Origin of the sequence: Mucilaginibacter sp. KACC 22773 (assembly GCF_028736215.1) — a bacterium.
Lineage (GTDB): Bacteria > Bacteroidota > Bacteroidia > Sphingobacteriales > Sphingobacteriaceae > Mucilaginibacter.
Map to the genome: position 1 here is coordinate 6,199,029 of NZ_CP117883.1, position 16,419 is coordinate 6,215,447.

Consider the following 16,419-nt stretch of genomic DNA (forward strand, 5'->3'; position numbering starts at 1 on the left):
TCAATATTGCGGGGATAAAGTGTCATTTTAACGAATTTTAACGCAATTCCTCTTCTTTTTTTAACCCGTTATCGCCTGAACGTCAAGTATCGGTGTTGTTTTCAATTCCTAAACATTTGGAATTCTTGTTATTAATACAATTAATATTATATAAATTTGAGTGCCTTATAAACTTAATGTTTCAACGTCACAGTAGGGGTTTGATTAATATTTAAGAGCGATGATGAATCCTCCAATTAGGGTTTAAATAAAGTTTGATCTATATATTCTTAAGGAAAAATGCGTATCAAACCTCAATTTATACCCCAATAAAAGGATCATTTGTCGGCACTTTTAATATGGCCAACGTTCCGTGTCCCCCGCTTTGTTGGAATTGTGTTATCCTGAAAATTAGTGTATTAAGTACAATATTTTTGATTGTTGACCGACCAAAGATAATTGTGAAGCTTATTTTATACTGGTACAAGTTATCAGTGATAACACGGTATAGTATTTATCTAATTAAAAGTGATAACGGATTTATGTATAAAGCTGTCTTATTCTTCCTGATCAATTTTTTGTGCACAACCGGCCTAAATGGACAAATCTTAACGACCTCTCCAACCAATGACACCAAGAATTTTGCCCTAAAATCATATACTACTCATGACGGCCTGCCATCCGAAAATGTAACAGTAGCCCTTAAAGACAGGCGCGGATACATGTGGATAGGGACAGACAATGGGCTTTGTAAGTTTGATGGCTACTCCTTTGAAAACTTAGTAAACATTCCAGGTAACACGGCAAGCATAAGTTCAAATTATATTAACGCGCTTGCTGAAGATAAAAACGGAAAAATATGGGTTGGGACGATAGACGGCTTAAATGTTTTAGATCCCAACACTGAAAAATTTGAACGGTTTTATCATAGTGATAAAATCAAACAGTCGATAAGTAACAACAAGATTTTTTCGATCTTATGCGATAGAGAAGGAACTATCTGGATAGGAACAGACGATGGTTTTAATCAATATGTGGCAAATCGCAGGTCATTTATTACCTATAAACCTAACCCGCAAAACGAGTTTTCAATAAAAGGAAAGTCGGTAAATGCAATTGTTGAAGATAACGATAAAAACCTTTGGCTGGGGAACTGGAACGGCGGGTTGAATAAATTCGATAAGGTTGGTAAGCGTTTTACCAATTATCTGCAAACCGAATCTCTGCATAAAAAAAGCCCTAATGATATCTGGAGCCTTTTTTACGATCAAAGGAGTGGTTGTATTTGGGTGGGCACCTATTGGAGCGGGCTTTATCAGTTTTATCCTAAAAAACAGCGATATACCGCATTTCCGAGTCGTGACAATGTTAATATAGGCGCTTTTTGTATCGACAACGCTAATGACTCCACCTTAGTTGTTGGAAGTAACGCCGGGTTCTATTTTATAAATAAGGGGAATGGCCAATGGCGAAAAATTGGCGATGTTAATAGCACAGCCGATAGCTATGTTTACAATGATAATGCCGGAATTATGTGGCTATGTGGTAAAGACGCTTTAACAAAAGTAGATTTTACACAGTATAAATTCCATTTCATTCCATTATCAATCAAACCGCGCGAAGTAAAAAGTATGTTGTTGCAAGGGAACATGTTGTGGTTGGCAACAAACAACGGGCTTTATCAGTTTGATTTAATAAAAAAAAACACAAAGCTATTTAATCACACAAATAATCCGTCAAGCATCAGCAGCAATCAGGTTGGCAAAATATATTTAGACAATGATGGTGTATTATGGGCGGCTACCGAAAATGGTTTTGATAAGTTTGACGTTAAGAATAACCGGTTTATACACCACTTTCATCATTCGGCCCTGAGCAATTTCTTTAATGAAGATGTTTTCAGAGATATTCTTGAAGTAAGGCCTCATGAATACTGGCTCGCTACAGACGCCGGCCTTAAAATATACAACGAAGAAAAACAGCAATTCAAACATTATTATAACGACGATAAAAACCCTAATTCAATTGCCAGCAACCATATTTATACGCTTTTAAAAGACAAAAAAGGCAATGTGTGGATTGGAACAAATGGAAACGGGGTTGATCGTTTTGACCAAAAAAACGGCATTTTTCATCATTACGCTTATAATGACAAAAATGCCGGTAGCCTTAGTAGTAATATCGTTCACTGTTTATTTGAGGATAGTAAAAGGAATATCTGGATCTGCACGGCCGACGGGCTAAATAAATATGTTCCGAAAAATGATTCTTTTATCGTTTACTCAAGCAAAGATGGATTTGCAAGTAATGTTTTCAACAACCTTGTTGAAGATGGTTTTGGGAATCTTTGGATTAACTCCGCAACGGGAATATCAAAGTTTACTCCCCGAACATTAGCTGTCACCAATTTTGATGAAGGCGACGGCGTGTTTTCCCACTCGCTTATTTACAAGTCGGCAGATGGTCAGATTTATTTAGGCGGAAATACTGGCGTAGTTGTTTTCGATCCGTCAAAAATTAAATTGAATAATAAAATCCCCCAGGTTTATCTTTCCGATTTCCAGGTGTTTAATAAATCGGTAAGGCCGGGTAAAAATTCGCCATTGAAAAAGCCGGTTAGTACAGCCGATACTGCATTTCTTAATTACGACCAAAATGTATTTTCAATCGAATTCGTTTCGCTCAATTATACCCATTCAGAGAAAAATGGTTATCGGTATAAATTAGAAGGCTTTGACGAAAAATGGAATTTTAACAGTAGCCAGCGAAGGGTTACTTACACCAACCTTAACCCGGGAACTTATACCTTTAAGGTAATTGCAAGCAATAATGACGGCGTGTGGAACAGAACGCCGAAATCGTTAATCATAATTATTTCTCCACCGTGGTACCAAACCTGGTGGGCATATACTATCTATATTATAATTGTTGGCGGGTTGGTTTATCTGTATCTGTTATACAGGGACCATCAGGCTAAACTAAAATACGAAATTCAGATTGCTCACTATGAAAGTGAAAAGGAAAAGGAGTTAAGCGAACGAAAGCTTGCTTTTTTTACCAATATTTCTCATGAGTTCCGGACGCCATTGACATTGATCATTAACCCTGTTAAGGAACTATTATTTAACGAAAAGAAGGCTATGGATGCCTCCAATTTAAACATTGTTTACAGAAACGCGCGCCGGCTATTAGGCCTGGTAGATCAGCTGCTCCTTTTCAAAAAGGCAGAATCAGAATCCGATCAGCTTAAAATAAGCAATGTTAATATTGTTGATTTATGTAAGGAGGTTTATTTATGTTTTGTACATGAAGCGAAAAGAAAACAAATCCATTTGGAGTTTGTATCATCAGCCGATTGCCTTAATATTTATGTAGATAGAGAAAAAACAGAAATAGTGTTATTTAATCTGCTCTCGAATGCGATAAAGTTCACTCATAAACATGGAAAGATTCGCATCTGTGTAGAAGAAGCAGACCAGGTGGTATCAATAATGGTCGAGGACGATGGATGCGGAATCCCTTCCGAAGTTGGTGAAAAACTTTTTAGTCGTTTTTACCAGGTACCTGATTTGGCGGGCACACCAACCGGAGGATTTGGTCTTGGACTATACCTCGTCAAAAATTTTGTAGAACGCCAGAACGGAACAGTTGAATATCAAAGTCAGATTGGAAAAGGCACATCGTTCACCATCACTTTTAAAAAAGGCAAATTGCACCTTAAAGACCCTGTTATTTTAGAACAATCAGCAGCTACTTCCGGGTTTTTAAAGGAGCTGATTGATGCTGAAACTACAGCTAATGACATCGTGTTGGCAGCAGACCCGGTTGAAGAACAATCATTGTCTGACTTCAAAACGCTATTGATCATCGATGACCATGAGGATATGAGAGAATATCTGCGCCAGATTTTCAAACTCGAATATAATGTTCTTGTTGCGTCAAGCGGCGAAGAGGGAATAAAAATAATAAACGAACAATGGCCGGATATTGTTATATGTGATGTGATGATGCAGGGCATTACAGGTATAGAAGTTTGTGCAGCCATTAAGGGAAATATGACAACCTCGCACCTTCCGGTGATTCTTTTAACAGCCAGCGCATCAAATGAGATAAAGCTAAAAGGTATTGAAGGTGGCGCTGATGATTATATCGGGAAACCTTTTGACAAAGATATCCTGAAAGCAAAGGTCAATGGGTTGCTGAGGAGCAGGAATACCCTTCAGCAATATTTTTATAATGAAATCACACTTAACAATAACCCCCATAGCATCTCGATAGAGTACAAACGGTTTCTGGATTCCTGCATCCGGATTGTTGAGGATCATATAACAGACCCCGATTTTAACCTTCAATCCTTAGCCTACGAATTAAATATGTCCTATTCCGGGATCTATAAAAAAATCAAAATGATTTCCGGGCAACCCGCAAATAGCTTCATACGGTCAATCAGGTTGCGAAAAGCGGCACAGTTATTTGTACACAGCGATTTAAATATATTGGAAACCGCTTATGCTGTTGGAATAAAAGACATCAAATATTTTCGTGAGCAGTTTAAAAAAGTGTTCGACTTAAAACCTTCCGAATACATTAAAAAATTCAGAAAGAGCTTCAAAAATGCTATGGTAAACCAGGTGGCCGAAAGAAAATAAACCGGTAAGCAGCCGCCTGGTTTACCTCTCCCCGAAAATGTAAAAACCATTCTTCAGCCGGCAATCTATTGAGTGTTGTGCTCTAATGTCTGTTTTTAAACTACCCGAAATCCTACGAAAACAACCTTTTGGGGCCTTTTTAGTGGTTTACCCCTTCAATTTTACGGGTTAGCCCCCTTTTTATTAATTGATTTTACATCCATTTTAGCAGCATCAGCTAATAGCCAGAAGTATTAGTGGAGCTTAACCGCATCCGCAATACAATTTTGAGAGCCTGCCTATTATGTAACCAATAACACTTTATATATTTTTTTAATGAGATCATTTATTCTTTTTTTAATTGGGGCCATTTTGTTAGCGGGCGGCCTGGTCAAAGCCCAACCTAAACATCAATTCACATTAGGAGATAAGGACTTTCTGTTAGATGGTAAGCCTTTCCAGATGATCTCGGGCGAATTACACTATCCCCGCATACCACGGGAGGCCTGGCGCGACAGAATGAAAATGGCAAAGGCAATGGGGCTTAACACCATAGGTACGTATGTTTTTTGGAACTTGCACGAACCGCAAAAGGGACAATTTGACTTCGCCGGCAATAATGATATTGTTGAATTTATTAAAATAGCTCAGCAGGAAGGCTTGTGGGTTATTTTGCGCCCCAGCCCTTATGTATGTGCCGAATGGGAATTTGGCGGCTATCCGTATTGGCTGGAAAATGAAGAAGGACTGGTTGTAAGAAGCAAGAATCCGCAATATTTAAACGAATACGAAAACTACATTAAAGAATTAGGAAAGCGTTTGTCCCCCTACCAGGTAAATCATGGCGGTAACATCCTGATGGTACAAATTGAAAATGAGTATGGATCATACGGCTCTGACAAGGATTACCTGGCCGTTAATCAAAAAATGTTTAAAGACGCCGGATTTGACGGTTTGTTATATACCTGCGATCCGGCTGCCGACCTGGTAAAAGGACATTTGCCAGGTTTACTGCCGGCAGTAAATGGGTTAGATAATCCGGCCAAGGTAAAGGAGCTCATCAACCAAAACCACGATAGTAAAGGCCCCTATTATATTGCCGAATGGTATCCGGCGTGGTTCGACTGGTGGGGTACAAAACACCATACGGTTCCGGCAAATCAGTATACCGGCCGGTTAGACTCTGTACTTGCAGCAGGCATTTCGATAAATATGTACATGTTTCATGGCGGAACTACAAGGGGATTTATGAACGGGGCCAACTATAACGACCAGTCGCCGTTTGAGCCACAGATAAGCAGTTACGATTATGATGCACCACTTGATGAAGCCGGAAACGCGACACCCAAATTTTGGGCTTTTAGAAACGTAATTCAAAAACATTTACCCGCCGGCATTAATTTGCCTGTTGTTCCCCCTGTTAAACCCACCATCATAATACCTCAAATTGAGCTCAATAATGTGGCAAACCTTGACGACTTAAAACGGGAAAGCAAAAGCAGTCAAAATCCATTAACCTTTGAGGATATGAAACTCGATTATGGTTTTATGTTGTACCGAACAACCATTACGGGAGGGAAATCCGGAATAGTGAAGATTAAAGAGCTCAGAGATTTCGCGGTAGTGATGATCAACGGAAAAACGGTAGGAATCCTCGATCGTCGTACCGGATTAGACAGTATTAACGTCAGTTTACCTGCTGGAAATGTAACACTGGATATTTTAGTAGAAAACCTGGGCCGCATCAATTTTGGTAAATACCTGTTACAGAACAAAAAGGGAATTGTTGGCAAAGCGTTTTTCCAAAATAATGAAATAACAGGTTGGCAAAACTTTCCTTTGCCATTAAAAACGGTGGGTAGCTACAACCCTAACCCTGGTTTGGTTAACTTAAATACACCTGTCATGAAAAAGGGGACTTTTTCATTATCTTCTTTGGGAGATACCTATCTCGATATGACCGATTGGGGTAAGGGCATGGTGTGGATTAACGGACATAACTTAGGGAGATACTGGCGAACCGGCCCTCAACAAACTTTGTATGTACCACGCGAATGGTTGCATACCGGCAAAAATGAGGTATTAGTTTTTGAACTGCTAAAACCCGAAAACCAAAAACTGTCGGCAGTGAACAAACCGGTTTTAGACCGCTTACAATAAGCGGGATTTTATTCGCAATACTCCTTAGCAATATCGTTGGGGAGCCTGATTATATTATATTTTAACTGCTGGCAGTAATGCTTTTGCAAAGGATATCTTTTATTTTAACATGAACCATATAAGAATTGCAATCAGTATTGCTGTAATTGTTTTTTTCTCGCTCAATTGTCAGTTAGCAGCGTTCGGGCAAAAAAGCAATCATAATTTTAACCAGAGGTATAAAGGTTACTTGTTTGCCTACTTTACCGGAAATCAGAAAAGTGAAGAGGCCATCCGGTTCGCAATCAGCATGGATGGATATCACTATCTTGCCTTAAACCACAATGAACCGGTTATAAATAGCTCGGTTATCAGCGAAACCGGTGGTGTTCGGGACCCTCACATCCTGAGATGTGCCGATGGGAAAACATTTTTTATGGTTGCAACAGATATGGTTTCCGCCAACGGATGGAACTCTAACCGGGGATTGGTGTTACTTAAGTCAAACGATTTGATCCATTGGTCTTCTGCTCATATTAATTTTCAAAAACGTTTTCCGGACCAGGATAGTCTTTTGCGTGTATGGGCGCCTCAAACCATATATGACAATGTTGCTAAAAAGTATATGGTTTACTTTTCTTTAAAGCACGGCGGCAACCCGGATAAGATATACTATATATATGCTAATAAAGATTTTACTGATTTTGAAGGGGAGCCTAAGCAGCTATTCTTTAGTCCGGATAATGCAGCTTGTATAGACGGGGATATCGAGAAAAAAGACGACAAATACTATTTGTTCTTTAAAACAGAAGATAGGGTACCTGGAATTAAAATTGCAGTTTCCAAAAGCTTAACCGGTGGATATGCGCTTCAAAGCGATCAATACGTTCAGCAAACTACACTACCGGTTGAAGGGGCCGGTACTTTTAAATTAAATGATGGCAGTGGATTTATTTTGATGTATGACATGTATACCAGCGGCCGTTACCAGTTTACAAAATCAACCGATTTAAAAAACTTTAAGGTTATAGATAAAGAGGTGACCATGAATTTTAAACCACGGCACGGTACTGTTATGCCGGTGACCTTAAAGGAAATTAAAAAGCTTATTAGTAGCTACACGACTGCGGATGTTGTTCTCCGAACCGTTAATGAGAGCGGGAGAATCCGAAACGAACTGGTAGTTGATACGGTTAAAAAAAAGGTTATATACCCTTAGTGCCAGGTTCAAACGCAAAGCTTTTTAAACCCGAATTTGCTCATTTGCCCGGGATATCGGCAGTGCCGACTGAAAAGGTTGATTTTTCTAAATGTGCTGTGCCATATCGCATTACAATTATGGGGGCATAAACCTGTATTTTACACGCTGTCGACAACAGAAAGCGCATTCCCAAAATCTTCGGAACGTTAGGGAGATAATTAAGTGTACCGTCAATGCTAAAATGCTTTTTCGATAATTGGTTCAATGTTTAAAAGCTGACGATGCAAAGAAAAAAAGCAGCGAAAAAAAATCAAATTGCTTTAACATTTTTAACAATTTGTTATGTGGAACATATAGGAGAAGGTATTCTTATGATGTGCGGATTGAAGCCACCTGTTTGTTGTTCGGCTTCTTAAAACATTTTTTTACTTTTAATCAAACGTTTGGCCATTATGTATGAGTCGCTATTTAACTATATACGTCGCTATAGCGAATCCCCACTTACAAGTGCGGAGGAAGAATTGATCAAAAATTCTTTTTTTCCAAAAGCTTTAAAAAGGAAACAAATGTTCTTAGAGCAGGGGCACGTCTGCCAGTATACCGGATTTATCCTAAAAGGTGCCATGAGGCTATATAGCATCGATTCAAACGGCACCGAGCACATTATACAATTAGCTATTGAAAACTGGTGGATGGTTGACCGTGAAAGTTTTTTGATGAAAACCCCATCTGTTTATAATATTGACGCCTGGGAGGATACTGAGTTACTGACTTTAAAACATGACGGTTTATTGCAAATTTTGAACATTCCAGCCATCAAAGAAATGTTTTGGCAAATGAATCAAAGCAATTTCATCGCTTCACAAAAAAGATTAAATTACTCCATTACTTTACCTGCTAAAGAGCGGTATGAAGAACTGTTAAAAAACTACCCGGAATTTGTGCAGCGTTTTCCGCAACATACTATTGCCTCCTATTTAGGTATAAATAAAGAAACGCTTAGCCGGGTTCGCAGTAAATTAGTAAAAAAATAACAGCTATCTCCTGCTAATATTCGTCCTTCCACTGATCCAATTTTCTTTAATGACAAATGTCATCGTTCTTCTTTTTCCGGCCCGCTAACTTTGTTTTATAAATCAGTAAAAAAGATTTTGTAAACAATTAAAACTTCAGAAAATGAAACAATTCAAAAAGGATGATACAGTAATGTTATTGGTGGATCATCAGGTAGGTACACTTAATTTTTGTGCAAACAGACCACACGAAATGATAATAAGCAGAACAAGGGCATTGGCGAGATTGGCTAAGGCACTTAATATCCCCGTTGTACTTACAAGCAGCCAGGAAGACCATGCCCAAGGCCCTTTACTACAGGATTTACAAGACCTGCTTCCCGAAGAGTATGCTAATCGTGTAAAACGCTCAGGAATTACCAATGCCTGGGATGACGAGGCTTACAAAACAGCGGTATTGAAGGCCGCCAACGGCAGGAAAAATGTTATTATGGCAGGGCTTACTAATGATGTTTGTATCGTTTGGCCTTCTATCTCCATGCAGGAAGAAGGATTTAACGTTCAGGTAGTCATCGACGCCGGTGGCTCCCCTTCTCAAATTGCCGATGATATAGCTCAGCAAACCTGGGAAAGCAAAGGCGTACGGACCACAACCATTAATTAATCAATTAATATCAGAACTGGTACATAACTGGGCTACAGAAGAAGGGCAGAATGTATTGCCAATTCTTTTTGAAGAGGTAATGTCAAAGGTTGGGCAGTTTGCCTGAAATTAAATTATAATTATCAGGATCAGGACAATGCTATCCCATTATCCTGATCCCTTAAAAAATGATTTATGTTACAAAAAATAAGCAATTCCCTGTTTGTCGGCAACGGCCCCATCAAAATACGGTACCCCGGTTTAGCCGTTTCCAAAACAGATTCAGGGATAGGTAGTATCGGCAGGATTGACCATCCGGAAATCCACGGAAATACGGTTATTAAAATGCATCCGCATATCAATGACGAAATACTTTCCTATTTCAGGACCGGAAAAGCAGAGCACAGCGACTCTGAAGGCTTTGTAAAAATGATTGGCAAAAAAACACTGATGCTGATGAAAGCCGGTAAGTCATTTTACCATGAAGAAAAAATAATTGGTGAAGGCGAGCCATTGGAAGGGCTACAGATATTTATCCGTCCCGGCAAAAAGGATTTGCAGCCAGAAGTGGTCTTTCTTGATCTGGAAACTATCCACAGCGAAAATAAATGGAGGTTACTTGCCTCTCCTACTACAGCAACAACTTTTCAGTTCAGCAGCCAAACCTGGCTGTATGATATGAAGCTGCTGGGCGGCAATAGCTCAGAAATACCCGAATTATCTAAAAATGGACTTACGGCATTACTGTATGTATTTCAGGGAGCAATCCGGGTGAATGACAGTATCGATCTGAAAAAAAAGGAGGCCATTGTGTTCAAAGACGAACAAGTTGTTATTACTGCGTCTGGAGATGCTGAATTGGTATTGTTTGTAACAGACGAAGAAGGAGAAATTTTCAAAGGCGGTATGTATAGCGGGAATCAAAGATAATGAAGTCTAACCTAAAGATCATCAGGTATACGCAGGGTGCTCTTTAGAAAAAAACACAATGACGGGCTGAACAATGACAGGTGTCTTATTTTCAGTTTAAATTCCTGTATTTTATGCAAAATAAAATACACTATCTTTCCATATGCAGCACCAAGAATTTGCGCCTCCCGAAGAGTTACAAGATTCCATAAAATGTTTTTGGTACAACAGCAGAGACTTCGGGGAACAGCTATCTGATTTTGAAGTACAACCCGATGGCTATGCCGAAATTATTTTTCATTTCGGGAACGGTTGCAGCATTGCCCGGGATGGCAGCTTGCAGCCATTGCCATCGCCGTTCATGATGGGGCTGCTCAACCAGCCTGTTGTTTTTTACGCCAAAAACCGCCTGGAAATTATTGCCATCAGGTGCTTTCCCTGGACAGTGTTCGATTTACTTGGGCTGCAGGCGGTTAAAGGCGGTGTGCACATGTTTGAGCATCCTATTGCGCAGCTTCACCCAACGTTAAAAAACTGCATTGAAGCCGGCAGGATAGATGAAGCACTGTCCGTGATAAAACAATATTTCCTTAATGCCCGGTCGGCGGTTGCAGCCAACAGTATGCTATTTAAAGCAGGAGTTGCGATGAGCAAAGCAAAGGGTACCATGCCGGTAAGCCAGGTAGCGGCAGCGGCCCATGCCACCGTTCGTACGCTGGAACGGAACTTTAAGCAATCGTCTGGCCACACGGTTAAAGATGTGTCCGGTTTAATGCGTTTTGAGCAGGTACGTAACCAATTATGGCTTTACCCGGATATCAACCTCGCCGGTTTAGCCCATGAACTCGGTTATACAGATCAATCTCACCTAAGCCGCGAGTTTAAGCGGTACAGCGGCAGTACGCCAGCCGCCTTCGCTCGGAAAGCAAAGCAAGGAAAGCCTCCTGTAGGCAACGATTTTGTCGCGTTTGTACAAGCCTGAAACAGCGGCATTGCTGAATTTTGTGTATCAAATCATTCCATATGAAAGTTACACTTGAAGGCGATAAATCAGCACAAAATAATTCTATCTACGATGTGATAGTTTCCGGCGCCGGGCCTGTAGGCCTGTTCCTGGCCTGCGAACTGGCCCTGGCCAAACGTTCGGTATTGATACTGGAAAAAGCCGAGAACCCGCACTCACCACTAAAACAATTACCATTCGGGATCCGGGGGCTCTCGGCACCTACTATCGAGGCGCTGTACCGGCGTGGATTGCTACAACAACTTGAGGTACACAAGCGCCTTAAAAATCCTCATCAAAATGCCGGGCAAGGGTTGCGGCGGCAGGTGGGGCATTTTGCCGGCATTCCGTTTCATGAAGGCGATATTGACACTAATCAATGGACGAATCGTCTGCCCGGCTCAACAGATACCAGCTTAATTTCTGAAATGGCGGAGCTTGAAACTGTACTGGCCCGTCGCGCCGAGACTCTTGGCGTAGAACTCAAGCGTGGCCTTGCCGTTACTGACATTCATCAAACCGAAGACCGAGTAACTGTTCAGTCTGGCGAACAATCTTTTCAAGGTAAATGGCTGGTAGGTTGCGATGGAAGCCGTAGCGTTGTTCGCAAGTTGGGCGGTTTTGAATTTGCGGGCACCGAGCCTGAATTTACCGGCTACACCACCCGTATTGACATTGCCGATCCTGAGAAGCTAAAACCGGGCCGGAACGTGACGCCCAGGGGCATGTACCTCCAATCTCAGCCAGGTTACCTAATGATACAGGATTTTGATGGCGGGGCATTTCATGGCTCAGAAAAACCAATAACCCGTGAACACGTGCAGGAGGTGTTACGCCGTATTTCGGATACCGATGTTACCATCAATATCCTGCATATTGCAACCACGTGGACCGACAGGGCACGACAGGCCACAACCTACCGCAACCGACGGATACTTTTAGCCGGCGATGCAGCTCACATTCATTCGCCGTTGGGAGGCCAGGGGCTTAACCTTGGGCTTGGCGATGCCATGAACCTGGGCTGGAAACTTGCTGCAACTATCCAGAATAAAGCGCCGGAAGGCCTGCTGAACAGTTATAATACCGAACGGCACCCAATTGGCGCACAGGTTTTGGATTGGTCGCGCGCGCAGGTTGCCATCATGAAACCAAGCCCGGGAGCCCGCGCGCTACAAGCAATTATGCGCGACCTAATGAATACGCGCGATGGCGCCACCTATTTTGCAGGACGTGTTTGGGGTGTTTCCACCCACTATGATCTTGGCGGTCATCACCCCCTGGCAGGCTACAGTGTCCCCAACTTTGAGCTGGGGGATGGTACAAAAATTGGCGAGCTTATGCACGATGGCATGGGAATACTGCTGGATTTTGATGCCAACACTTCGCTTAAAACTTTAGCGGGGGAATATAGCGACCGGATGAAATACATCTCGGGTACCACAAAAGAGCGATTAGGTGTAAGCGCCGCGCTGATACGCCCGGATGGGATTATCGCGTGGGCTGCTTCGGGCGCCCCGGATTATAGTGAACTGCAAATGGTTGTGGCTCGCTGGTTTGTTGGTAGTTAAAGGAGGCAAGTAATCACCTCCATTACCATCCTTTTATATATCCTTTTTGATAAAAAAAATATTCACTTACCTCTGAAAATGATAATCGCCGCCCTTAACCGAAACTTTTTGATAGGTTTTCCCCAACACATCGGGCACAAAAATATCAGCAGTTGTGTTTTGTGGGATGGTAACCGACATATCAAGCTTGCCACCTTCTATTTTCCACTTACTGCTGATGTGTCCGTACGGGCAATCGTAACCGCCCTCGGCCCAGGTTAGGCCGCCGCCTATTGCCGGCTTAATGATTATTTTTTTATAACCCGCCTCTCCTGCCTGTATGCCGGCTATGTTTTGATACATCCAATCGCCAATGGCGCCATAAGCGTAATGGTTGTAGGAGTTCATAGACGATTCCTCGAAGCTGCCATCGGTCCTGATGCCATCCCATCTTTCCCAAATGGTTGTGGCCCCAGCCTTTATGGGGTATAACCACGACGGATAGGTATCCTGTAACAACAACCTGTAAGCCACATCGGCATGACCAAACTTGCTGAGGGCATCGCAAAGGTATGGGGTACCTAAAAAGCCAGTTGTAAGGTGGTAATCATACTGCTTTATATTTTTAACCAGCCGTTCGGCTGCTTGTTGCCTTAGGGCTACAGGTAGCATGTCAAACTCAAGCGCCAGCACGTAGGCTGTTTGTGTATCAGATGATATCAACCCATTTGGCGTAACGTATTCGTTTATAAAGGCATTTTTTATCCTTTGCAATAATTGCGTATAATACTGCTCGTCGGCCTTTTTGTTCAGAATTTTGGCGCTGTTAAGTAAAAGCTGTGTTGAGTGGGCATAGAAACACTGGGCTATTAAATATTTATTGGTTATGGCAGATGTACCGTCCCTGTCGTTGTTAACGCTGTAAAACAGCCAGTCGCCGAAATGATTTCCGGTAACCCAAAGGTCGTTTTTGGTTTGCTTTTCAATGTACTTAACCCAGGCTTTCATACTCGCGTACTGATTTTCCAAAACCTGTTTATCACCATAAGCCGAGTACACCGTCCACGGTACAATGGTTGATACATCGCCCCAGCCGGTACTGCCGCCAACTTCATTATTGCCGTTAGTAAAAACATCGGGGATGATGTAAGGGATACTTCCGCTGGGGTACTGGTCGGCCGCCACATCTTTAAGCCACTTGGTAAAAAAGTTGTGCACATTCATGTTGTACGATGCCGTGCGCGAAAAAACCTGCGCATCCCCTGTCCAGCCCAGCCGTTCATCGCGTTGCGGGCAATCAGTAGGCACATCTAAAAAATTCCCCCTTTGCCCCCATTGAATATTGTGCTGTAATTGGTTAAGCGATGGGTTTGAGCATGCAAAATTCCCCGTAACCTTCATGTCTGAATATAAGGCTATCCCGGTAAAATCGGCGGGGTTTAATTCGCCTTTAATGCCTGCTATCTTAATATACCTGAAACCCTGCCAGGTAAACTGCGGCTCGAAAGTTTGCTTGCTGTTATCTTTTAAAATGTAAATATTCTGGGCTTTGGCGGCACGCAGGTTTTCGGTATAAAAATTACCGGCCTTATCTAACACCTCGGCGTGTGATATCATAACGGAATCGCCGGCATGGCCCTGAACGGTAACTTTTACCCAACCTACCAGGTTTTGACCAAAATCGATCACTTTTTCGCCGCGGGGGGTGGTGATGATTTTAACAGGCTTAAATATTTCATGCTGCCTAACCGGTTCATTGATGGTGGCAACCAGGTTGTTTTTATCCAGGGTCTGTACATTTACACCCTGCCAATCCCGGTCGTTAAAACCGGCCTCCGACCAACCCTGCCGGGCAAGCCGGGTATCCAGGATACATCCATCGTAAATTTCGGCAAAGCGCAGGGCGCCGGTTGATGACTTCCAGCTTTCGTCGGATACAATCAGCTTTTCGGTGCCATCGGTGTAAACTATTTTAATTTGCAGCAAAAGCGCAAGGGTTTTCCCATAAAAATCCGACCGTGGATTGTACGGACCCAGCGGGCTGCGGTACCAGCCACTGCCAAGCGCCACTCCAATAGCGTTATCGCCCGATTTTAAAAGATCCTTGACATCATAAGCCTGATATTGCAGCCTTTTGTTGTAGCTTGTCCACCCGGGTGTCAGGTAGGCATCACCCACCTTTTTGCCATTGATTTGAGCCTCATAAAAGCCATGAGATGTGATGTAGGCCGTTGCCTTTCTAATCTGTTTGTTTAACGAAAAACCGGTCCTTAGTAACGGAACCGGGCCATTCACTGCATCGGGAGTTGAAGGGCCTATCCATTTTGCCTGCCAATCGGCCTGGGATAATAGCCCCATCGTCCATAAGGCAGGTTCACTCCAGGAAGATTGTTTGCCGCTGACGTCCCAGGTCCTTACCTTCCATGAATAACTATGCCCCGATTGCAAAGTTTTGCCCCCGTATGGCACATACAACGTTTGGCTTGATAAAACCTTACCGCTTGACCATAAACTAACGGATTTGCCACCTTCCGCATCAATAGCATCTACCTGCACCTCGTAAGCAGCCTGGCTATTGGCCTTGCTGCCATTTGCGGCCAGCTGCCAGCTAAACCGTGGGCTGCGGGCATCAATGCTGATGGGGTTTTTCTGATCTTCGGTTAACAGATTGGTGACGGTTACCTGTGCTGTACCAATTTTGCATACTAATAAAAAACAGGTCGTGGCAAGGGTTATTCTCATATATAGGTTAATGTTTTTATTGTCTAATGTCGACCATCAAAAACCGGGATAGCCCGGTTAGCGGCCATGCTGGCATAGTTTGTTTTCCAACTTCATCTTTATCCTTCAGAAGCAAATGGGTTATCACAGGCTTTATTGGTTCACTCGCCACAAAGGGCATAACCGGTTGTTAAAAGCCAAAACAATTCAATTACAATCACTCGAAACAATACGTATTCAACAATATTTTATCATTGGTTGCCAACCTGGCAATTCGATAGATTATAAATGGTTAATCAAAATTAAATTAAGCAGATATGATAACCGTCCCTTTCTGTCCTGCAAGACAGAGAGCTTTTGTATAGCTATTCGCTGTTCAATAATGATGCTCCTTTTGAGGCGGTACGACAGGGAGTAAATTTTAGAGCAATTCAAAAATCGGGTATCCCTTTTATTATTTTAAGTCGGATTGTATAGGTAACACAGATGCGGTTACTGATTAGTTTCTAAAGATATTCTTTGTTGACACGTCCGGGCTTGTTCTACACGAATCAGAGGCATAGCCTCGGCCAATCTCGTAGCCCCGGGTTTTAACCCGGGGACAGAAACGAAGAAAACGATTGAGAGCCGTAGGTT

10 protein-coding genes are annotated in these 16,419 nt (G+C 42.3%); 8 read left to right on the forward strand and 2 right to left on the reverse strand.

Annotation, left to right across the window (positions count from 1 at the left end):
• Positions 1-521: 521 nt before the first annotated feature.
• From PQ469_RS25755 to PQ469_RS25765, 3 genes are all read left to right on the forward strand, one after another.
• Positions 522-4,628 (forward strand): hybrid sensor histidine kinase/response regulator transcription factor, encoded by a 4,107-nt coding sequence (locus PQ469_RS25755; RefSeq protein WP_274210237.1) that lies wholly within the window; start codon positions 522-524, stop codon positions 4,626-4,628.
• Between the two features lie 315 nt (positions 4,629-4,943).
• Positions 4,944-6,767 carry a glycoside hydrolase family 35 protein gene (locus PQ469_RS25760; RefSeq protein WP_274210238.1) on the forward strand — a complete coding sequence of 608 codons (1,824 nt, stop codon included), beginning with the start codon at positions 4,944-4,946 and terminating at the stop codon, positions 6,765-6,767.
• Between the two features lie 109 nt (positions 6,768-6,876).
• Positions 6,877-7,965, forward strand: coding sequence for a glycoside hydrolase family 43 protein (locus tag PQ469_RS25765; RefSeq protein WP_274210239.1), 1,089 nt, complete (start codon positions 6,877-6,879; stop codon positions 7,963-7,965).
• Positions 7,966-8,005: 40 nt separating this feature from the next.
• Here the strand turns inward: PQ469_RS25765 and PQ469_RS25770 are convergent, their stop codons facing one another.
• Positions 8,006-8,212 carry a hypothetical protein gene (locus PQ469_RS25770; protein ID WP_274210240.1) on the reverse strand — a complete coding sequence of 69 codons (207 nt, stop codon included), beginning with the start codon at positions 8,210-8,212 and terminating at the stop codon, positions 8,006-8,008.
• Positions 8,213-8,513: 301 nt separating this feature from the next.
• Here PQ469_RS25770 and PQ469_RS25775 point away from each other — a divergent pair, with 301 nt between their 5' ends.
• The 5 genes from PQ469_RS25775 to PQ469_RS25795 all read left to right on the forward strand — a co-directional run bounded on the left by PQ469_RS25775 (position 8,514) and on the right by PQ469_RS25795 (position 13,083).
• Positions 8,514-8,981, forward strand: a complete 468-nt coding sequence (locus tag PQ469_RS25775; RefSeq protein WP_274210241.1) for a Crp/Fnr family transcriptional regulator — start codon at positions 8,514-8,516, stop codon at positions 8,979-8,981.
• A gap of 142 nt (positions 8,982-9,123) precedes the next feature.
• Positions 9,124-9,624, forward strand: coding sequence for an isochorismatase family protein (locus PQ469_RS25780; protein ID WP_274210242.1), 501 nt, complete (start codon positions 9,124-9,126; stop codon positions 9,622-9,624).
• A 174-nt stretch (positions 9,625-9,798) separates the two neighbouring features.
• Positions 9,799-10,533, forward strand: coding sequence for a pirin family protein (locus tag PQ469_RS25785; RefSeq protein ID WP_274210243.1), 735 nt, complete (start codon positions 9,799-9,801; stop codon positions 10,531-10,533).
• A 142-nt stretch (positions 10,534-10,675) separates the two neighbouring features.
• A complete protein-coding gene (locus PQ469_RS25790) occupies positions 10,676-11,494 on the forward strand; it encodes an AraC family transcriptional regulator (RefSeq protein ID WP_090641990.1) in 819 nt (272 codons plus the stop codon).
• A 41-nt stretch (positions 11,495-11,535) separates the two neighbouring features.
• Positions 11,536-13,083 (forward strand): FAD-dependent monooxygenase, encoded by a 1,548-nt coding sequence (locus tag PQ469_RS25795; protein WP_274210244.1) that lies wholly within the window; start codon positions 11,536-11,538, stop codon positions 13,081-13,083.
• A 66-nt stretch (positions 13,084-13,149) separates the two neighbouring features.
• Here PQ469_RS25795 and PQ469_RS25800 read toward each other — a convergent pair whose 3' ends face one another.
• Positions 13,150-15,804: a glycoside hydrolase family 78 protein gene (locus PQ469_RS25800; protein WP_274210245.1), complete on the reverse strand. Its 2,655-nt coding sequence runs from the start codon at positions 15,802-15,804 to the stop codon at positions 13,150-13,152.
• Positions 15,805-16,419 lie beyond the last annotated feature (615 nt).

Excerpts from the sequence above, each read along its gene's own strand:
- PQ469_RS25755 (WP_274210237.1), top strand. The coding sequence starts at position 522 with ATGTATAAAGCTGTCTTATTCTTCCTGATCAATTTTTTGTGCACAACC.
- PQ469_RS25760 (WP_274210238.1), top strand. The coding sequence starts at position 4,944 with ATGAGATCATTTATTCTTTTTTTAATTGGGGCCATTTTGTTAGCGGGC.
- PQ469_RS25765 (WP_274210239.1), top strand. The coding sequence starts at position 6,877 with ATGAACCATATAAGAATTGCAATCAGTATTGCTGTAATTGTTTTTTTC.
- PQ469_RS25775 (WP_274210241.1), top strand. The coding sequence starts at position 8,514 with ATGTTCTTAGAGCAGGGGCACGTCTGCCAGTATACCGGATTTATCCTA.
- PQ469_RS25780 (WP_274210242.1), top strand. The coding sequence starts at position 9,124 with ATGAAACAATTCAAAAAGGATGATACAGTAATGTTATTGGTGGATCAT.
- PQ469_RS25785 (WP_274210243.1), top strand. The coding sequence starts at position 9,799 with ATGTTACAAAAAATAAGCAATTCCCTGTTTGTCGGCAACGGCCCCATC.
- PQ469_RS25790 (WP_090641990.1), top strand. The coding sequence starts at position 10,676 with ATGCAGCACCAAGAATTTGCGCCTCCCGAAGAGTTACAAGATTCCATA.
- PQ469_RS25795 (WP_274210244.1), top strand. The coding sequence starts at position 11,536 with ATGAAAGTTACACTTGAAGGCGATAAATCAGCACAAAATAATTCTATC.
- PQ469_RS25800 (WP_274210245.1), bottom strand. The coding sequence starts at position 15,804 with ATGAGAATAACCCTTGCCACGACCTGTTTTTTATTAGTATGCAAAATT.